Annotated in this window: 20 protein-coding genes and 2 pseudogenes; 9 read left to right on the forward strand and 13 right to left on the reverse strand. The window is 59.3% G+C overall.

The genetic code is table 11. The features are described 5' to 3' along the window. Positions 1 to 526 precede the first annotated feature (526 nt). Positions 527 to 1894, forward strand: a complete 1368-nt coding sequence (locus U5A58_RS38285; RefSeq protein ID WP_321965175.1) for a hypothetical protein — start codon at positions 527 to 529, stop codon at positions 1892 to 1894. A 252-nt stretch (positions 1895 to 2146) separates the two neighbouring features. Here U5A58_RS38285 and U5A58_RS38290 read toward each other — a convergent pair whose 3' ends face one another. The 4 genes from U5A58_RS38290 to U5A58_RS38305 form a co-directional block, all read right to left on the reverse strand. After that, positions 2147 to 2467: a hypothetical protein gene (locus U5A58_RS38290; protein WP_321965176.1), complete on the reverse strand. Its 321-nt coding sequence runs from the start codon at positions 2465 to 2467 to the stop codon at positions 2147 to 2149. 292 nt (positions 2468 to 2759) lie between these two features. After that, positions 2760 to 2981 (reverse strand): hypothetical protein, encoded by a 222-nt coding sequence (locus tag U5A58_RS38295; protein WP_321965177.1) that lies wholly within the window; start codon positions 2979 to 2981, stop codon positions 2760 to 2762. Positions 2982 to 3004: 23 nt separating this feature from the next. Next, positions 3005 to 3226, reverse strand: a complete 222-nt coding sequence (locus U5A58_RS38300; protein ID WP_321965178.1) for a hypothetical protein — start codon at positions 3224 to 3226, stop codon at positions 3005 to 3007. A gap of 15 nt (positions 3227 to 3241) precedes the next feature. Beyond that, entirely contained in the window at positions 3242 to 3502 is a 261-nt protein-coding gene (locus tag U5A58_RS38305; RefSeq protein ID WP_321965179.1) for a hypothetical protein, read from the reverse strand. A gap of 323 nt (positions 3503 to 3825) precedes the next feature. On the opposite strand from U5A58_RS38305, the gene U5A58_RS38310 reads away from it, so the two are divergent. Then, on the forward strand, positions 3826 to 4302 hold the full coding sequence (locus U5A58_RS38310) for a hypothetical protein (protein ID WP_321965180.1): 477 nt from the start codon (positions 3826 to 3828) through the stop codon (positions 4300 to 4302). A gap of 356 nt (positions 4303 to 4658) precedes the next feature. Further along, complete coding sequence (locus tag U5A58_RS38315; RefSeq protein WP_321965181.1) at positions 4659 to 4850, forward strand: hypothetical protein; 192 nt, start codon at positions 4659 to 4661, stop codon at positions 4848 to 4850. Positions 4851 to 5429: 579 nt separating this feature from the next. On the opposite strand, the gene U5A58_RS38320 is transcribed toward U5A58_RS38315, so the two are convergent. Continuing rightward, the gene (locus U5A58_RS38320) at positions 5430 to 6008 is read right to left on the reverse strand and encodes an H-NS histone family protein (protein ID WP_415774352.1); all 579 of its coding nucleotides are present in this window, start codon (positions 6006 to 6008) and stop codon (positions 5430 to 5432) included. 676 nt (positions 6009 to 6684) lie between these two features. Here U5A58_RS38320 and U5A58_RS38325 point away from each other — a divergent pair. Together U5A58_RS38325 and U5A58_RS38330 are read left to right on the forward strand one after the other, a co-directional pair. Beyond that, the gene (locus tag U5A58_RS38325) at positions 6685 to 7026 is read left to right on the forward strand and encodes an H-NS family nucleoid-associated regulatory protein (protein WP_415774353.1); all 342 of its coding nucleotides are present in this window, start codon (positions 6685 to 6687) and stop codon (positions 7024 to 7026) included. A 311-nt stretch (positions 7027 to 7337) separates the two neighbouring features. Beyond that, positions 7338 to 7652, forward strand: a complete 315-nt coding sequence (locus U5A58_RS38330) for a helicase (RefSeq protein ID WP_175198076.1) — start codon at positions 7338 to 7340, stop codon at positions 7650 to 7652. 337 nt (positions 7653 to 7989) lie between these two features. Here the strand turns inward: U5A58_RS38330 and U5A58_RS38335 are convergent. Continuing rightward, positions 7990 to 8406 (reverse strand): annotated as a pseudogene (locus U5A58_RS38335) (RES family NAD+ phosphorylase); the annotation flags it as partial. Next, positions 8403 to 8858: an antitoxin Xre/MbcA/ParS toxin-binding domain-containing protein gene (locus U5A58_RS38340; RefSeq protein ID WP_110388253.1), complete on the reverse strand. Its 456-nt coding sequence runs from the start codon at positions 8856 to 8858 to the stop codon at positions 8403 to 8405. The pseudogene U5A58_RS38335 and the gene U5A58_RS38340, both read right to left, overlap by 4 nt. Positions 8859 to 9144: 286 nt before the next feature. Here U5A58_RS38340 and U5A58_RS38345 point away from each other — a divergent pair, with 286 nt between their 5' ends. Further along, on the forward strand, positions 9145 to 9459 hold the full coding sequence (locus U5A58_RS38345; RefSeq protein WP_415774354.1) for an H-NS family nucleoid-associated regulatory protein: 315 nt from the start codon (positions 9145 to 9147) through the stop codon (positions 9457 to 9459). A 190-nt stretch (positions 9460 to 9649) separates the two neighbouring features. Here U5A58_RS38345 and U5A58_RS38350 read toward each other — a convergent pair whose 3' ends face one another. After that, positions 9650 to 9829, reverse strand: a complete 180-nt coding sequence (locus U5A58_RS38350) for a hypothetical protein (protein WP_321965205.1) — start codon at positions 9827 to 9829, stop codon at positions 9650 to 9652. A gap of 10 nt (positions 9830 to 9839) precedes the next feature. Then, complete coding sequence (locus tag U5A58_RS38355) at positions 9840 to 10016, reverse strand: hypothetical protein (RefSeq protein ID WP_321965185.1); 177 nt, start codon at positions 10014 to 10016, stop codon at positions 9840 to 9842. Between the two features lie 839 nt (positions 10017 to 10855). Here U5A58_RS38355 and U5A58_RS38360 point away from each other — a divergent pair. The 3 genes and pseudogenes from U5A58_RS38360 to U5A58_RS38370 all read left to right on the forward strand — a co-directional run. Continuing rightward, positions 10856 to 11239: a hypothetical protein gene (locus U5A58_RS38360; RefSeq protein WP_321965186.1), complete on the forward strand. Its 384-nt coding sequence runs from the start codon at positions 10856 to 10858 to the stop codon at positions 11237 to 11239. Positions 11240 to 12212: 973 nt separating this feature from the next. Continuing rightward, positions 12213 to 12443: a hypothetical protein gene (locus U5A58_RS38365; RefSeq protein ID WP_321965187.1), complete on the forward strand. Its 231-nt coding sequence runs from the start codon at positions 12213 to 12215 to the stop codon at positions 12441 to 12443. Between the two features lie 524 nt (positions 12444 to 12967). Next, a pseudogene (locus U5A58_RS38370) lies at positions 12968 to 13153 on the forward strand (IS110 family transposase); the annotation flags it as partial. Positions 13154 to 13264: 111 nt separating this feature from the next. On the opposite strand, the gene U5A58_RS38375 reads toward U5A58_RS38370, so the two are convergent. From U5A58_RS38375 to U5A58_RS38390, 4 genes are all read right to left on the reverse strand, one after another. Further along, positions 13265 to 13456: a type II toxin-antitoxin system VapB family antitoxin gene (locus tag U5A58_RS38375; RefSeq protein ID WP_321965188.1), complete on the reverse strand. Its 192-nt coding sequence runs from the start codon at positions 13454 to 13456 to the stop codon at positions 13265 to 13267. Between the two features lie 433 nt (positions 13457 to 13889). Next, a complete protein-coding gene (locus U5A58_RS38380) occupies positions 13890 to 14369 on the reverse strand; it encodes a hypothetical protein (protein ID WP_321965189.1) in 480 nt (159 codons plus the stop codon). Next, a complete protein-coding gene (locus U5A58_RS38385; protein ID WP_321965204.1) occupies positions 14350 to 14688 on the reverse strand; it encodes a hypothetical protein in 339 nt (112 codons plus the stop codon). The genes U5A58_RS38380 and U5A58_RS38385 overlap by 20 nt, the downstream gene beginning before the upstream one ends. 948 nt (positions 14689 to 15636) lie before the next feature. Further along, the gene (locus tag U5A58_RS38390; protein ID WP_321965190.1) at positions 15637 to 16845 is read right to left on the reverse strand and encodes a hypothetical protein; all 1209 of its coding nucleotides are present in this window, start codon (positions 16843 to 16845) and stop codon (positions 15637 to 15639) included. Positions 16846 to 17894 lie beyond the last annotated feature (1049 nt).

The raw sequence follows: 17894 nt of genomic DNA on the forward strand, positions 1-17894 counted from the left end.
TGTCGTAAGCACGACAATTTCGGGAAACTTGATTTCGGGAAACTTGAATTTGACGTTTCCGGGTATGTTGTCCATTCCCAAATACTGAAAATCCTCATCAAGGACTTGTCAGGCGAAGTACGTTGCGCTCGAATTGCATCGAGTGATCGAATTGCCGGTCGACGGCGGCCAGCGTGATAAGCAGGTCGGTAGAGCCCCCGCTCCATTCGCCGAAGCGCCAATTCCGCTGAAATCAGAATGCCGCGCCTTGCCTTGAAAGGGCTATCGGCTTGCCGTCGGCACCGTTGACCAGTGCGCCGGGTTCATCGCGGATCCATGAATGGTTACCTGAAACTCCTGCGTGACTTCATTCGTAATCCTCTACATTTCATATCCGCTCATGGGAAACTGGTACTTCAAGGAACCCGCCAGCCTCACCCGGGCGTACATTTACACGTCATGGAGCGAATGACGCATAAAATACCAACATCGCCGCGTCTATAATCAATACCTGCTGGACACCAACGATCGCATGGAGCCCTACTTTATGAATCAAGCCCGCGGGCGATATGCGGGATCCCGCGACAGCGGCCAACGCCAACCTCGCCACGAAAAGAAATCTCAGCCCAACCGGCCGAAGCAATCGTATGTGAAGGCGCCTGCGCAGGACTCCGTCCAGACCGCCTCGATTTTCAAGACACGGTCGTTCCAGTTTCTGGTCGATACGGTAGGCGCAGAGAATATTGCCATCGCACTTGAATCCAGCATGACGCGCGTGGCCGAACTGTTGAAGGGCGAGAGGTTCACACCCGAGACCGCCTTTCATATGGAAACTACGCTCGGCTTGCCGCATGGCTTTTTTGACCAGCCCAATCCTGGGCTCACAGCCGAGACCATCGCCCGGCTGAAGTCGCCACTCGACCTTATTCAAGCCGACGACGGACCAGACGCGGCGTCCGAAGCACTTGAGCCGGCTTCTGCCCTGACCGTCGACCCGCAACCATCTCTTAAAAACAGTTTGTCCGAGGAAGCACAAATGCCCAGGAAAGCAACTGGCGGTACGCCCAGAGCCGTCAAGAATAATCCGGGCGTAGCGGCCGGAGCCCAGACGCAGCGAAAATCTTCGCGTGCAAAAGACAGACCGTCTCCTGAAACGACCCGGCAGCAATCGCTGGCTCTGAACGATGGCGCCGACGTAGAGAACATCCGACGCGCCAACCTCCACGTTCTCACGAGTCGCAACGGATCGAAAGCAAGGCTTGGCGTGGTCATGGACCTGAGTGGGTCCAACATGGCCCACCGGCTGCATGGCAAGAAGCGCCTCGACGCTGTCGAAGCAAACCGGTTCACGGAGCGGCTTGGTTTGCCAGCTGGCTGGCTGGACACCCCGCGTTCGGAAGCCGATATTCCAGCGTCGGTGTCGCGTATGCTTGCCCCTGCGTCCCGCGGACGCGTCTCCGCCAGGCAGCACGAACCGGTTGCGCCCGCAACAAAGGATGCCATGCCGGCGAAGGCCACCGGTGCGAAGACGCGTGCGCGGCGCGCGCGGGCGGGCGATCCACAAAATCCCTCACCGGTTTCGACGGATGTGGCGGGCGAGCAGGAGGCGATCGTTGCCCGCGCGCAAGATCCTGTCAACGGTTTTCCCGACGACGTTACCGGTCACCTGTCTGAAGAAAATGGTGACGGGGCCCCGCCAGCTACAGCGTCAGCACCTGAGTCGTTCGCCGCGTCCGCAGTACCGCAGCGAAACCCGGCAGCGCTCCCCTTCGCTTCCGTGACGAGCCTGGACAATCTTCACGGTATCGAGCCGATAGCGGAAGCGTTGCTCAAGACGCTCGCAGGCAAGGCACGCACGGGTCGCCTCGACGAGCTGAAAGCGCTGGAACTGCTGCAGCAGGCGATCCTGCTATGAGCCAGTGCTGGCGTACCAGGTCCCTCGCGCCGTGACGCATATAGCGCATCGAGGTGCCTGGATTCCTGCGCGACCATGACTTCGCTACGTCAGGTCGGCTTGCCACCGACCTGCATCGGCGTGTTGGGCGCTGAGGGCGATCATCTGACGGGCGGGGGATGACTGTCGGAGGCTGGATTCTTCCGCCTGACTTCCCCTGGACTACTGGCGAGACTGTGCCGCGCTGGCCCCGGTGCGGCGATCACCTGCCAGTCAATGCAGTCTGGAAGCCTGGCGACGGCGGGCAGTTGCCAGAAGCGGATTATCGTCGGCTTCGGCGTCGCGCTCTGGCGCACTGCCATCGGCAATGACAACGTGGACGTCCTGCGCAAAGGCATCTTCGAAACAGCTGCGCGCACGTGCAACGCATTCAGATGCCGGCGCCTCACCCGCACTCGCTGCAGCCTGCGCAGTCGCTTTTGCGGCCAGACCAAACGCGGCGACTATCTCTTCCCAGGTCAGTCCGGTCGCCATCGCTTCCTGCACGAGCTTGCCCGCGACAACACCGATCTTTGCTCTTAATTCATCATCCATTGCTTCAACTCCAGCGATCCTTCGTGCCGCGCCTGCGCGACATCGTTCCACAATTAGCTTCGCTTTTCAGGCGAGAGCGGCACGGCTGGCTGCGTCGTGCCACGCCATCCCGACCGCCAGGTCGCCGGTCGTAGCCGTACCGGGCACCTTTGCCGTCATGACGTCGTATACCATCGCTCCATCTTCGCAGTATCGGGACGTTGCCGCGAACTAGCGTGCGTGCACGATTGCGCGCACCGCAACTTCGGTGTCACGACCGGGTCGATAGCGTAGTTCAAGCACGGTGCCATTCCTATGCCTTCTGGAGCACGAAATTCGCGGCCGCGTATCGTGCGTTGCAGTTCCAGACCTCCTGCCCGTCGCGGTAGAAGGTTGCCCAGCCGTCCTTGACGGTAACCTGCGCTGTCGGAAATACCTGGCTGTGCCCATTTGCTGCAGCAGAGAAGGGATTGTTTTCCTTGCAGATCGCCCAGTATTCGCCGTCATCAGGCACGTCAGTTCGGGAGGCTTCCATTTCGTGACTTCTCCGGTTGCCGGTCACATCTGCCGGTATATCGCCGGGCCACCGATCACGCCGACTGCGACTGTCGTGCCGCGACCGTAGTTGCGAGGCTCATGCCGAACCTCGTAGCCATCCTCATCGCGCCTCAGGCGGGCGATATGCGCTTCGACGGTTGCGTCCTGATCACGCACAGCCGCAAGATCACGCATCACCAGGTCCCCTGGCAACGACCGCAAACACTCCAGCAACGTAGACATCCTGCTTTTCCTTCCTCAGAACCTGATCGTATCGAACGGGACATCGATCCCGTGGTGTTGAAGCACAGCGTCGCGAAACACCTGCCACTCACCTTGTCCAGCTGGCTCATGCGTGCAGTGCAGGCACTGATCCGCACCGGCCAGCTGCTCGGTCACGGTTCGATGCACGTCGATCCCGAAGCGTTTGCTGAATCGTCCCACACAGGAGCCGTCGTGTGCGGTCACCCACACGGTATCGCCCAGAGAGGACACGTCAATGCTGTGAGGTTGCGTCATGCTTTTTCCTGTTTATCCAGCGGCAATCGTACTGCATGTTACTGCGGGCACGCACACCCGCGGGACTCTGGATCTTGTCGCTCCCGGCTCCTGTGTGACACCTGAAAGCACAGAATAAAAAAGGGCGGCGTATCTTCGCACTGCTCGCCGCGAGGCGGTGGCGGGGACATTGAGCGTTGACCGTTAGTCGCTTTTTCTAAAAGCAGTCGCGGCACAACAGCCAGCAGGGCAACCAGGATACTGAAATTATTTTGGAGGTCGCTCTTGCCTTGTAAGGTGACATCCCAATATTCCAGCTCGACATCTATCCGCCAGCGTCAAACATGTCCAACAAAAGCTATCGGTCCTCGCGTCGTCTGTCTGCCAGCGCGCATGCAAAGTCGCTCTTTCTACCCATGCCTCGCAAGGAATCCTCGGATCTCGCGCTGCGTGCACGGATTGCGCTCGAGCGTCTGCGCAGTGGAGAAGCGGACCGCTCGCTGGTCAATCTCCTCTCGCAGGTCAACATCATCACGAGCTTCATCACCCGGGCGGGTCACGGGAAACTGGAGATCGGGGAGATTGAGCGTGTTGAGCGTGGCCTCGCAGAGGTACTCAATGAGGCCGATCGCACCAGTGCCTGGAATGTGCCCGAATGGCTGATTGACGGCCTCACCGCAGTAGTGAACGAGTACGACCGCCAGCTCTGCTTCACCCGCATGGAGATCGTTTTGAGGGCGAGTGATTACCTCGGAAAGCTGGCCGGTATGGTCGCGCGTGACACCCGCGCCAACGACAGTCACCTCCAGGTTGCACAATAACTGCAGCGCGCTTCCTGTGCCCGAATCGCACCTCAGTCAACGAGTGTGGATAAGGGCGGCCGTTGAATGAGGACGTGCGGACGTGAGAGAGGCTCACACAAACGTCAGACGGATATTCTGGCACGTGAGGGTAACCACTCCCCATAGACGGAGACCATACCTCCGAACGTGCAGTACATGGAAATGAAACTGGGAGCCGTGTAGCCTGTGACTGTCGGCAGAGGCACGCGGGCGCATAGCGATTTCTGGCAACGCTCAACGAAACGAAGTCACACGCGCCACGCGCGACCCGGCGTCCCACAACCCTGCGCGCGGTCAATGCGCTGCCGGCAACCACCTCCCCGGACGAACAGAACATGGAAATTCGCGTCGCTTACGAACACAGTCTCGCCACTGCGCCTGAGGAATTCATCGTTCAGGTGCCTTCGCAGCTCGTGACCGATATTCCAGCGAACGTGCCGCGCGCCCTGTTGCCGGAGTTCATCGCAAACCTGATCGTCGAACGCTCACCAACAATCGGAAAGATTCGCAATCTGAGGATTCTCTAGCGGGCTTCTTTTGATCGTTGATATCCGGGTGTCGACAGACGTTGTTGCCCAGCCTCAGCAAAACTCAGAAAAGGCTCTGTTGCCTGATATCGCGTGCCGGAGGCAATGACGGTTTCTGGCGTCGCGCGCCCACGCGTCGGCGAATGACACGACGTACATGAGCGATCAGCTCGAAGCTCCCGTTCGCAAAACTGAGCGTGAGCCTGAACTGCGTCAGTCCATCCGGTCCGATACCGGGCTGCACCCGCAGCGACGCACGCATGTCGAGCCGACGGGCACGGTCCATGAGTTGCGCGCGACTCATCCCCGGCCACGCGTGCGAAATCAGTCGACCAACCGCCGGTGGAACCGACTCGGGAGGACAGGCAACTGGCAATGCGAGAGATACAAGTTCAAAACGGTAAGCCATTGGCTTGACGGCGCGCGGCCCTAAGTCCGCACTTCCTCACGTACAAACATGGCGCCGCTCTCACATAAGGCGACGCACGAAGGGACCTGAATAATCAGTCGTAGCGGGCCGCGATTGCGGCGTGGCCAGCATGTCACCCCGCCAGCTACGACTGGATCGCCCGTTACCCGTTACGCTGCTGCGACTGCAGGCGTGGCAGCAGCCTCAACTGCGACCGGTGCCTTTCTGGCTGCAACCTTGCGCGGCGCCGAAGCCTTTTTCGCGGGTGCTGCGGCCTTGCGCCCACGCACGCCCTTTGCCGGAGCCGCCGCTGCACGGCCAGCCTTCTTCGTGGCGACTGCCGTCTTCGCCGCCTTCTTGGCCACGACGCGTTTTGCGCCTGCCTTCTTCGCAGCTACCTTTTTCGCAGCAGCCTTCTTCGCAGGCGCGGCCTTGGCGCTGGCGGTCTTCGCCGTTGCCCCAGCTTCAATCAGGAATTTCGAACGATCCTTGACGTCGCGAATCCACAGCGGCGCAAGACCCCGGCCCGACCACGTCGCACCCGTTTTCGGATCCGCGTATTTCGGGGCAACGTGATGCACGACCGCGCCCGGGGCTTTTGCTGCCGCCTTCGCCAGCGTGGTCCCAGGTTTACGACCGCGTCGTTTTGCAACAAAGCCTTCGATGTCGGCGACAGTCAGTCCGTGCTTTTGCATCAGGTCACGTATTTTCGTCAGGCCCACCGACGACTGCTTTTCGGCAATCGCCACTGCCTGCTTCTGGAGTTTGGCAATTTTCGAGTTGATTGCGTCTAGGGTAACCATTTCTATTCCTCGCTGTGGGGTTTACCGTTCATGCGATCCTGGAACTTCCCTGGCTTGTTTGCCAGGCACTTCGAAGTTCGGTCTGCCCGTCAGAATTGACGCGATCGTCGCGGTCGTGATTATGACTTTATCAGTACGCTCGTGCAAATTGAAAGCGCAGCGCGCAACGGTTTGAATGTCACTGGAGTTCAGGAATCGGTGCACGCCCAATGTTGCCTGTACGTCCCGCAACGCTGCCTTTCTTTATTTGAATGCTATTGCGCCGCAAAATGGCCGTCTCTCTATTATCCAGACATGTACCCGGTATCGTTGGTCGGGGAGGTATGGGTCTTGAGTCAGCGATGCGCCTGCTCATTACGCACGATAAATCGCGGGCGCAACAAAAGCAGACTCAACGTGCGCAAGCAAACCTGGTGTCGCGCATAGGTTGTTTTATACTGCTTTCATGGCGGTCGCCAGCTGCGGCGCCTCCCGCGCGCCGCTCCCAGCAAAACATGATTTAAACATGCTCCACCCTCTTCGCTGCCTCGGCATTGGCAACGTTGGGTCGCGTGGTGTCCTGGCGGCACGTGATTTGCAATCACCAGCCCAACGACAGACTGTTGCGCGGAGAATACACCAGATGGATGAGAGAAAACGCGAAAGCATCGTGGCCTATCTGCGACGACGGATGGCCGAATTTGGAATCGAACCGGAAGACATTGCTACTTCAATTGCAGCCGATCAGGAGCGTTTGCAGGCAGTGCGTTTCCGCGACGCTTCGGGCAACACATGGGACGGCAAAGGCGTTCCGCCACAATGGGTGGTTCAGGCAATCAGTGCCGGCCAGTCTCTTGAGCATTTCGCAATTGACGGCGCGTCGAATCGCGACCCGGGCAAACGCACCGGCGCCGACTGGCGCAATGACCCGTTTGCCGGCACCAGACTGGCAACTGTCAGTGCGCAGAGCGTTGGGGCGGCCTGAGAGCGCAATGAAAGCAGCACCCCCGCCGTCGAACGCAGGCTTTCAGGTCGTGAAGCGACGCCTGGCATCCAGTGGACGCAACAGACCCTGACGGCCGCCGCGCCACTCAGTCAGGAGCTCCAGATTGTAGTGAGCATCCACGCGCGATCGGCCTCGCACCACGCAACGTTCGTCGCTTTGTTCAGCGTCGTTAATCCGGCCAGATCTCCACGGGCACCGGCCTGCCCCCAAGGTTTGAAGTCATCCGCGCAAATCAGGCAGGTCACGATTATGCCGACTGCTAGAATGGCTGCCTTTTTCAGGAGAGTTAAATGTCCTGGTTCATCTACGAAGTGCCCGAATACAACGAAGACGGGGCGCGCATCGAACCCTTCACCGACCTGCGTAGCCGTGTCCTGAAAGTAAGTGGGCAGGCTATGGCTGACGAACTGGAAAGCGTCCGCGAGAACGCCGCATCGACGGCGGACACGCCCTCGCGCCCGCTACGCGCCGCAGAGAATCCCCACGTATTCCCGATTCCTTATGCCGACTCAATGATCCTGGTCGGGTTTATCTTCGAACTGAAGCGCGAGTCCCGGCAACTGGTGGTGTCACCCGTGGAAATGCCCTGGCTCAAAGACGCGTAGAAAGCGGGACGATCGAATCCGCTCCAAAGCGGCGAGGCAGACTACCCTCCAGGCGGCGACCTCGTGCTTGAGCGCGTCTTCGATGAAGACCGCCATCTGCAGATGTGTCCGGTTCAATTCTCTGCGCAGTGCGCAGACATTTTCTTCATCCCTGGAAACTTCGACCGCATGCACGCAGTCACGCAACTGCCGGACGAAGAAGCCACACTGAGTATTTGCGCCGTCCGTCCGGTTGCGATGCGTCCTGCGCCGGGATAGCCGGGACGAGGGTCACTCGCGTCAGATGATCGAGATTACCTGTCGCCCAGGATAGCCCGGATCCTCGGATCGTATGGCACTCCGCGATAGTCGCTGAGGGAGCGCCGGGATGAAGAGGATTGAAAAGATAGTTATACGAACGAGGAAGTATTGCACTCGGAACCTTGAGGAGCAGCTCCTGCCCTCCCGCCAGCCATTCGCTGCCGGCGGCCTGTGTCCAGTCCGCGTTCTCGCGCCAGTCGTCGGGGATGACGTTCGCCGTGAGTTCTGCCATTGCAACGTCCCCGGTAATCTCCACGCGCAGCAGTTGATAGTTATCTGGCAACGCCTGCGGAGACCCGAATTCGTGGTGCACCATCGTCTCAAGCAGCGCGAGCGCGGGGTTTTCCGCCAGATAGACGACCGGCTGCCCCCGATGATGCCACCGGCCGGGCGCCCTCAATCCGCCGATTCCCCGAAGGTCCGCGTAGTTGCTTATCCTCCAGAACTCCATCAGGCGAAGTATCCCTCGTCGATCTGAACCAGGGTGTCCTCAACAAGCCGTGCACCGTGCTCAGTCGATGCCATCTCGAGCGGCGTTTTCCCGGCGAATCGCTCCTTCTTTCCTCGAAGCCAGTTCATGGCCTTTTCCGGGTTTCCAAACACCGTCTCCGCCTGTGCAACGATCCTGGCGAGGCGGATCGCCTTGTCCGACTCGTCGGTCGAGAGCCGCTCGCCATTCTGACGACGATGCGAGAGCGTCCGGCGAGGAATGATGAAGAGCAGCTCGTCGGCCTTGAGTCCATGCTCGCCGAGACGGTCGATCACGTCCACGCCGACGCGCTCGGTCGCCAGCGCGGCAAGATCGCTCCCGGACCGGATGTGGGCCTGGAGCAGATCGCCCAGCAGCGAGAATTCGGTATGGCGCGGGTTGACGCGCCCAGTGGGTCGGTATTCAACAGTGGCCATGGTCTCTCCGAGCAAAATGCCCAAACAATGAAGGCATTTTGCCACAGATTGGGATATCCCGCTGAGCCGCGGCTACAAGCGGGTCTCGCAGACTCTGCCGGGGGCCGATCGGGCGCCACCGAACAGCCCCGGACGCCATCAACGCCAGGATAGGCGCAAGACACGGTAGCGCGCCAAGTACACCAATGGCCATCAGGCTATGCGACGGTGGTGAGCCCCTGGCGCGCGGTTGCCCGGGGTGGAGTGGTCATGGTCGCTCGCGGCTGAACGAAAGCGCGAAAGTATCGTGACCTATCTGCGCAAACGGATATCCGAATTCGGAATCAAACCGGAAGATATCGCCACATCAATTGCGGCCGATCGGGAACAGTTGCGGGTAGTGCGTTTTTGCGACGCTTCCGGAAACACCTGGGATGGCAAAGGCGCTCCGCCGCAATGGGTCGTGCAGGCGACCAGCGCCGAGCAGTCTCTTGAGCATTTCGCAATTGACGGGGCTTCAAACCGGGACCCGGGCAAGCGCACCGGTGCGGACTGGCGCAACGATCCGTTCGCCGGCACCCGCCTGGCTACATTCAAGGCTGAGCAGGCAGCCGCCTCCTGAGCAATCGTCAGTTCTGTGCAGACTTGCTTTTGTCGCCGCGACGAAGAGGTTCTGTCCGTGGAATGTTCGCCCGCTACCCCCTGGACCGGGGAAAATCCTGCAGACAGCCTGGTCCGGAATGGCTTCTCCCGGGCGCTACGCGATGGAATAACCTGACGTTTTTCCGCCGGTGCGGAGTGAGTGGCCCGGGTCACTGCGGAGCTGGATGGGTCAAGCCTGCTTCCTCGAAAATCAACTCATATCTCTCGGCGCCGACGACGTTGAGGTACTCGCGTCTGATCAGGATGAGCGCCTGCGCCGTCCTGGAAATCACGCCGTAGGCTTCCAGCAGCTCGGCATGCTCCAGCGCCTCTCCCAGGGTCATGGCCACGTCAGCTTCCCTATTGCAGTTGAACGGCCATCAGGTCGTTGACGAACGCGGACGGGGCGGAGGCGAACTCCATCAGGTCGAAGAAGCCGTTGCTTAGCGCAAACTCCTCCAGCGCCTCCCTGCCGCTATCAGCCTTGATGCGGCTGTAGCTTTCGACCATCCTGTGGTCGGTAATCACATAATCCATCTCAACCTCTTTCCGTCCGGTGATGCCTCGAGTTGTTGTCTTCTCAAGGTTTCGTTCGGAGAGTACGTAGCGTCGCTTAAATCAGGCTTAAACAGCGCAACCGGAACGAAAGCTTTTCCCGGACGGCGATCCAGAAACGCGCGCTGGCGGGATGACCATCGTGTTCACGTAGGGTGAATACCTGGGAACGGGAGATGGGAAACGGACAAAGGGGAAACAGCGATGCAGACCGTCGTCTTAAGCACAGAAAGGACGGCAGCGACACCGCAAAGAAAATGCCCATAATTGTGCGGGCTGAACACAAATCCAGGACGGTTTGCGGACCCCGGCTCACCCTCCTGAAACTTCGCGCGGTTTCATCCTCAGAGCCGACGAAAGGCAGCGGCTAGATATTTCACTCCCACAGCGCCTCTCTACACGTTGACGATCGCATTGCCATAACACTCCCGCTGGCGCCACTGGCATCCGCAAACTTCACCATCGTTCGGTGCAAGAACGACATCGTATGGATTCTTCGCTGCCGGGCTGTGTTCGTTCGCGTGTCCATTGTCGTGTGGTCCACGACAACGACGTAACGGTGCGGGGATTAGCCTCGGCCCTTGAAACGCCCATGCGTTAAAAGCAGGAGACCGCAAGCACTATGCAGTAGTGACGCCCAGAAACCGGCCAGTAGCCATGTGGACTGCAATAGCGCCACCAGGTGTAGTGCGTCGCCCACCGTCGGGGGAGGCACGTTCACTTCCGCAGTGACAGAACCGTTCGCTGCGCGTGCCTTGTCGTCTCGGCAACACATGATAGAAATGTTTGTGATGGAATTCATACGGAACCGGAGACAACCCATGGTGAAAACAGCAGTGCAAACCGTCCTCGAATTTTGTGTCATTGCCAACGTCGCTCTCCTTGCTGGCTTCGCGTCGATGGTTGCCTGTGAGCATGTCCGCGAATACGCCACTCGGTTGACAAAGGACGACTGGCCGCAGGCCGAACTGGACACCGCAGCATCTGGCGCCCTCGCGTTCCAGAACGACTACGGACGGCTCCCCCATAACCTCGACGAACTGCGTGCCTCGCGAGCCGGGGCATACCTGCCCCGCGGCTTCGATCTGAAGGGTGTACTGTACTTTCGTGATGGGGACGGTCGTCCGCGGCTAAGCTGGCGGGATGATATCGATCGTGGCGCCGCATACTGCACCCTTGATGCCGCATTGCACAGGCACTGCTAGCCATCGAACGTACGCGAATGCGAAGTTCAGGCGCTGCGTTCAGACTCCCGGATCCTCGCGCACTAACTGCACACGCGGTCTTTTACCGCAACGTGTTGGCCGTCTCCTGGCACCGCTGCCCTTGCACGTCGCTCCGCGCTTTAACGATCGAACGATCAATGGTATTTCGACAAACGAGGTCGCTCACCCCGAAGACGGTCCGCAAATGGACATCCTTCCTTGAGGCACCCCGATCGTGCACTTCAGCCGCGACGTGGTCCATTGCGTTACGACATCGTCGCGATGGCATGGAGTTTCGAAAGGCATCCTGTGGTAGTGCCGGTCAAAAATCTGGCGCGAAATACGATACCCGCCCACCGCGTCGCCATGGAAGCAACCATACCGTTCACGCGGACGATCGCGCACAAACCAGCCAGTGACCCTAAATGAGATTTCAAATCGGATGACGGGTTTGGGCAGATTTGCGCTGGTAGTGGACGGAATTACCCCGACGTCACAGTGAAACTCGAGGCTACCGCCAGGCGCGCTGATGGTAGAGACGATGAGGCGCATCAAAACGGGCGCCCGTTCGGAGACCGGGGTGAGCCAGCAAAAGCGAGCCGTTTCCAGTCCTGAAAGGTGAGCTTTTCCGGGGCGTTGCCAATTTCGATAACGAACGCCCTCCCGCGCCGGCCTTCCGGACCGCGGCTGCACCCATGCTCTCAAGCAGCTGGCCGCGGTTTGCGGCGAAAACTATCCGCGCTACGCCACCTCTTCGGCGTGGCCAGATCAAACCTCCGAAGCACGGCTTGCATCCCGGGAAACGCGCGAGATCATAGGATATTCAAAACGCCGAGAAGGCCTGAACGACGAAACGCGCCGACCAATTCAAAATCACCACAGCGCTTTCGGCCTGCGGAGACAGCATCGATATGAGCCGGCACCACGTCTGCGGGCAGCCGGATTCATCCGTTGCGCCAGGCGTGTGCTGTAGATGATCGTGAGCCGCCATACGGTGACGCTGCCGTTTCGCAGTGCAAATCGCTCTTATCACCTCTTCCTCGACAGGGTGAAGATGGATTTCATGGTTGCGGTAGTGACCATCGAAGGCAGCAACAGGAGCCATTCCGCCAGCGTCGTGACGGTATTGACACGCGAGCATTTCGAGAATGACGGGCCCCATCGGGAAAAGGGCGCTGCGCGTCGCAGCGAGCCGAGTGCTTAATCCTGTCGATTTCGGACGTTGGGAGGAAAGGAAATTCGGACCGGGCGGCACGCGCCGCAGATACGCGTCTTCACCTATTAAAGAGTGGGGACGGCAGTACGAGCTGCGAGATCTTCAATGACGCTCCGGTCTGCGACCACTCCGTCGATGAGCATGGGCTCACAAACGCCGCCGGCCACCCCGGATTCTGGAATTGGTGCGCCAGTCAAGCGAGCTGTGTCAGCCTGCCTGTCGATTCAGTCGTCTCAATGCGCATCGTAAACACTCACAAGATTCGTCTGGGGCTTTCCGCTCCGGCGCGTGAATGCCCATGGTGCCAGGCGAAGAAGCCACACTAAGCGCTACGCTTACCGCGACTTCCACGCTTTAACGTATTCCTGGCCCCGGACGGCGACCAATGGAATAGCCGCCCCCACCTACACGCTGGGCGGTGCTGACAGGAGGCGAACCCTCACGTGCCGACGGCATCAAAGTGCCCAGACGGAAGAATATTGACGTCTTCACGTGCGAACCGGAGAGCCCAGTTGAAATATACGACCATCGGGGTGGACATCGTAAAAGATGTCTTCCAGCTTCACCAGGTGGACGCCGACACAGGTCAGATTGCAAACAGGCAACTGAAGCGGGTCGTGTTCCTGGAGCATTCTGCGAATCGCGTCCCTTGCCTGATCGGCACGGAGGCATGTGGTGGTTCCCTGCATTGGGCTAGATGACTGAATGAAACGGACCATCAGGTCAAGCTGATGCCAGCGAAGTTCGTCAATGCTTTCGATTCCCGATCATGTCGGCCGTCTCATGTATTCTGCTACCTGCGAGGGTCATCAGTCCCTTCTCATTTCGTCAAGATTGCCCTGCCAGTCGAGCTTGCCGCGGTACCCGATAATTTCTTCCTGACGCTTAAGCCGAATGATGGTCCGCAGGCCGAGCTCCACGACGTCCCGTTCCGTTTTCGGGCCGGCTGCCGCAAGGGCGTCGGCCATCAGGCGATCGTCAATTTCGAGTGTCGTACGCATGATGTGGATCCGCTAAATGACCGAACGCATGATACGCCCGTTCGCCGTCTACCGTACTTGCACACATTGCTGGTGTGGACCAGAGTCCAAGGCGATGACGCCTTAGGCAGGCAGCACTTGAGAGACGCGTACACCGTCAGTGATGTCTCAGTTCGACATCACGGCTGGTCTTCGTCGCCGCGAGACAAACGACCGCTCAATGCATCGGGTACGCGCGGGCGTGCCTCTGTCCGTGGCACGCTCGGTCGAATGCTTGAGTATTTGCTGGCGGGTCGCAACGACTTCGGCTATCAACTCACCCGTTTTACAGGTGGACTCGACGTCATGTCGGAACAACCGCAGACTGGCAACGCGCTACGTGTTCAGGCACCTTCTCGGGTTCCGATTTGTGCGTTGACCACGGTTCTTCGATCTGGTTGCGGCCCCTTTCCTGTTACTCGCTATCGGAAATCTGATGTGTACGCGATCCAGTCGACACAAGCCGGGGAGGCTCGAGAACGATACCCCACGCGCTCAGCAAACCATCAAAAGACAGCTTTCCTGCCTGCGTTCTGGGTGCAGGCAAGGCGATTCCAGTCGTCCGATAGTGAACGCGCTCCTTCGCGCTCGCGCCTGAACGAACGATGCGCTCAAGCGCGCCATTGCGCAACGCGTACTGGACGGCATCAGAAGCCGTGCGCGACTTCATCAACCCGGACGCCACAATCTCGCTCACCGTCGCGCTCGCGCGTTCGCGAAACCACGCGACGAGTAGCTCAGCGTTTTCGTGCGTGCTCATGATCGGCTCTTCCTGCGCGCAGGGCTTTACCGCGCGGTATATTAGTTGTTGTCGATCCCGTGCCTGGCCCATCAGTTCGGACCATTCAATGCCGCGCTCATGCGCCGGCGAACCGTCACGAGTCTTTCTGTTCATCGAAGGGTACGTGCTCACCCGTCGACGACTGCTTGCCAAGCTTGCCTTCATTTTCCATCGCGTCCTGCCAGGCAAGCATGGCGCTCGCGACGGCGTCCTTCTCACCGCTGAAGGACAGCACCGTCTCCCCGCACGACGGACAGATGCCGCCGAATGCAGCCTGGATACCCGCCATGTTTCGCGTGTCAAGCGCGTCAAAATCGCTAAACGCGGTCTTGCAGGCGCCGCACACCAGCTTTTCCGGACGCGATGCCTCAATCTTCGCCTTTGCCTGCGCGATGCGTTGCTCCTGCGTACCGCGTTGTCTTGCCTGTCCCATCGCTCCCGCTCCGTTTTCTGTGAACCGGTAGCGGCCCGATTTTCCGTGATACCAGGCCGCCGAGGTTCGGTTCATTCTGGGGAAAAGCCGATATTTTACCGGTCACGACAATTCGCCAATACCAAACGCGTGTGCGGCCTAGAATCCGCTATTCTAGGGCGGATAAAGTACGGCGAGCGCAGGCCACCTGCAACAGAAAATTTGAGCCTGGGTGTCTGTCGTTCCAAGAGGAAGACGGTTGCCAGCGGCCTGCGGGCAGTAGACTGCTACGAGACAGCGAGCAACGTCATGGCGTTGAGCGCTGCCTGCGTGACGCTCACTACCCAGGCGACGGACGAGTCGCCATGAAATCCAGTCAATCTAAAGTTCGCCACCGCGAGCGCGCAATCGTTGACCTTTCACCAGAGGCGGTAGAGGCCCGCATGGAAGCGTTTATCGAACGAACGCTTAGCCGGGCTACCAACGCGGCCCGGTTACGACTCCTGGATGATCCAGTTCGAACGCCAATCACCCCTGGCGCCACCGATCGCGTTAGTACACCCGAGCGCAAAGCGGGTCTCTACCCTCCATAACGGTCCGCGATCGCTCACGTGCGAACCGGGATTGTGGCCCATTCGCCCCGATAAATTGAAACTGAAGGAGCACGCCACGTATCGGCGAACATACATTCAAGGTGTGCGCTTTCCTCTGAAGGTAACCACATCCCATCGACGGCAACCTTGCCGTCGCGCCGCTTCGATCATGTAACCGGGACGTAGCTCCGTGACACGAGCTTGAGCGCCCTCGTCGCGTGACGTGACCATTACACCCCGCCGCCGACCATTGGCCGCATGGATGAGCTGAATCCATGCGCTTTCCGGTGGCGAACTCATCAGGGTGTTCAGCCAATCCCTGTTATTACGTCCGACCCGGTTCTGTCGCTGACGTTCCGGCGTGTTCATTTCCGGACTATCGCCGATGCCGACGCGCTCGTGCGCAAGGCGATGACGCTCGCATCACGGTGAGCCCGGATGCCGGTTCCGGACTCCGGGACGCAACATGTGGTTGAACCGATTCCGGCGTGCACTCAGCGCCGGACGGAATGCACTGATTGCCACCCGCAGCCGCGCCGACATACGCGACATTTCCTGCAGCATCTCGCCTGAAGGCACGGAAGTAGCTGACGATGATTTGCCGCCAGTTGCTTTCATCCTGCTCATCTGTTTCTACCACCGGCACCGTCGATCCGATCCAGGGCAGGATCTGACCATCGTAGTATCCGGACACCGGGTCGAAGCCTTCTACGGCCGACATGTTGAGTACGTATTCGGCACGAAGGCCATCCCCTACGGCGCCGGCGGTCTTCTTCGTCATGCCGATGTCTTCCATGCGCGCGTAATATTCGTGCGTATTCGATTTCAACGTCGTTGGCTTTCCGCGGCGAGTCTTCTGCCACCCGAGTTTATGGGTCTTCTTCACGCATTGCTTGATCAAGTCCATGACCGCCCTCTGCTCCGCGATCACGTACTGAATGTGCCGCTTGCGCCGACGCCCTGGACCGTCGCCAGAAAAAACATGGAGTCCTGCGCCGGTGTCAGCCATCCAGGGCTGCAGGCTGAGCGCCTCCTGGACAGTCAGACCATACGCGACCTGCGCAAGCAGGATCAGACCGAACCGCTCGTCCAAGGCAAATGCTTGTCCGATTTTCCGCTCGACGTTGATGCCGTTACTGCTCCACGCCTTTGAGCCCCCCCCAAGTGAGGACACCACCAGAAGTTCGGCCTCCAATTCGGGGAGATATGCGGCGAGGGGTTTGACCAAATGTGGCCTATTGATCCACCGCGAGAACTTGCGCAAGATTGAGAGGTCCGTTTCCATTGTTTTGACCTGCTTCTTCTGCTCAAAATACCAGTGCCGCACCAAGGACCGTACATGTGAGTCTTTGAGGTTGTGGGGGAGCGGTTTCATGCCAAGCTCTACCCATAGAGTCTCAAATGATTTCCTAAGCGATGCACGCGTAAGATCGCGCGTGCGTTCTGCCGCCTCGCGGCCGTCGACGCGCTTTGCTGCATATCGATTGAGCCACTTGTCCAGTTCCAACTTCCAGCCCGTCTCATGTTCGCCGCCACTGCGATGGTGCTCTGCTGCGTCGGGGTCAAGCTCAACAATTGTGGCCATGCTGATGGTCTCCACAGAGAAACGCCGGCCCACCCCGAACGAACCGGAGTGGACGACGCACAACGAATTGGCGATGCCATATGCACATGGCGCATGGCTTACGCCGCCTCGCCGCCTCTGCCCTGCCTCGCGTCAGGAACAGCTTTAACCCGTGGCTCAGTTGGGTTCGGGCCGCAGCGTGCCCGCAAAACGGGGTGGACTTCGACCGTGAGCGCGGTCGCTTTTGAGAATATGTTTCCGAGGGCATGAAACATGTCCGGTGTCTGCCACACGGCCCGGACCTCACGGTTACCGGGTTGCGTCGCCGAAGCGAGGCGCCGCCATCCTTTTGATGGGAGGTGACAAGCCCACGCGCATCCGATTGCAGCCTCGGTAAAGGTAGCGCGCGTACCAAAGTTGAAGTCCCTTCTCCGCAAAACTCGCGAGCAGGGGGCCCCTCCGCGTATCAATCGCTTGGCGATGAGTCCGCGGCCCGTCCAGGACGGCAAAGGTCACTTCGTGCGGGGGGATCAGAGCGGAAACTTGACGTGACTGGTGCCGAGAACGTGACGACATCGTCACTGGCACCAAGCCTGGCAAGGCTTTCGCCCCGCCATAAGCTAAAAACAGAAATCCGCTACTTTCTGAAGACGCCAAGCGGCGCCTTAAGTACTGCAATTCATCGAGGTCTGGTGCTTCATCGACCTCTATCGGGGGGTGCCTTCACGCGAGAGTTCAGGCTTGCCGCAGTGGCGGCTGCAATTATTGAACCACAACGCAGGCATCCGATCAAGTGGGCCATTTGAATAATTTTGGCATTCTTAACAATGAACAAACGAAGCAATCGGCCGAGATTCGATTTCGACGAGGTGCGCGACCTGCTCGACGAGCTTGATCGGGTCATCAGGCTGGTTACAAGGATACGCCATCGCGACAGAAAATTAACTCGTCGCCTCGAAACATGGCTAAACGTTCCCCGAAGACAATCAATGAAAAATCACGAGTCCTTTTTGGGTCGAATGAGAGCTCGGATTGCCTGTCAACACTGCGTCTTATCCAAAACCAGGCGA

Origin of the sequence: Paraburkholderia sp. J7 (assembly GCF_905220155.1) — a bacterium.
Lineage (GTDB): Bacteria > Pseudomonadota > Gammaproteobacteria > Burkholderiales > Burkholderiaceae > Paraburkholderia.

Bases quoted from the DNA above. Each gene is read 5' to 3' on its own strand.
- U5A58_RS38305 (WP_321965179.1), bottom strand. From the start codon at position 3,502: ATGACGCAACCTCACAGCATTGACGTGTCCTCTCTGGGCGATACCGTG.
- U5A58_RS38315 (WP_321965181.1), top strand. From the start codon at position 4,659: ATGGAAATTCGCGTCGCTTACGAACACAGTCTCGCCACTGCGCCTGAG.
- U5A58_RS38285 (WP_321965175.1), top strand. From the start codon at position 527: ATGAATCAAGCCCGCGGGCGATATGCGGGATCCCGCGACAGCGGCCAA.
- U5A58_RS38365 (WP_321965187.1), top strand. From the start codon at position 12,213: ATGATCGTGAGCCGCCATACGGTGACGCTGCCGTTTCGCAGTGCAAAT.
- U5A58_RS38330 (WP_175198076.1), top strand. From the start codon at position 7,338: ATGTCCTGGTTCATCTACGAAGTGCCCGAATACAACGAAGACGGGGCG.
- U5A58_RS38390 (WP_321965190.1), bottom strand. From the start codon at position 16,845: ATGGCCACAATTGTTGAGCTTGACCCCGACGCAGCAGAGCACCATCGC.
- U5A58_RS38340 (WP_110388253.1), bottom strand. From the start codon at position 8,858: ATGGCCACTGTTGAATACCGACCCACTGGGCGCGTCAACCCGCGCCAT.
- U5A58_RS38385 (WP_321965204.1), bottom strand. From the start codon at position 14,688: ATGGGACAGGCAAGACAACGCGGTACGCAGGAGCAACGCATCGCGCAG.
- U5A58_RS38355 (WP_321965185.1), bottom strand. From the start codon at position 10,016: ATGGATTATGTGATTACCGACCACAGGATGGTCGAAAGCTACAGCCGC.
- U5A58_RS38290 (WP_321965176.1), bottom strand. From the start codon at position 2,467: ATGGATGATGAATTAAGAGCAAAGATCGGTGTTGTCGCGGGCAAGCTC.
- U5A58_RS38380 (WP_321965189.1), bottom strand. From the start codon at position 14,369: ATGAACAGAAAGACTCGTGACGGTTCGCCGGCGCATGAGCGCGGCATT.
- U5A58_RS38360 (WP_321965186.1), top strand. From the start codon at position 10,856: ATGGTGAAAACAGCAGTGCAAACCGTCCTCGAATTTTGTGTCATTGCC.
- U5A58_RS38300 (WP_321965178.1), bottom strand. From the start codon at position 3,226: ATGTCTACGTTGCTGGAGTGTTTGCGGTCGTTGCCAGGGGACCTGGTG.
- U5A58_RS38375 (WP_321965188.1), bottom strand. From the start codon at position 13,456: ATGCGTACGACACTCGAAATTGACGATCGCCTGATGGCCGACGCCCTT.
- U5A58_RS38295 (WP_321965177.1), bottom strand. From the start codon at position 2,981: ATGGAAGCCTCCCGAACTGACGTGCCTGATGACGGCGAATACTGGGCG.
- U5A58_RS38325 (WP_415774353.1), top strand. From the start codon at position 6,685: ATGGATGAGAGAAAACGCGAAAGCATCGTGGCCTATCTGCGACGACGG.
- U5A58_RS38310 (WP_321965180.1), top strand. From the start codon at position 3,826: ATGTCCAACAAAAGCTATCGGTCCTCGCGTCGTCTGTCTGCCAGCGCG.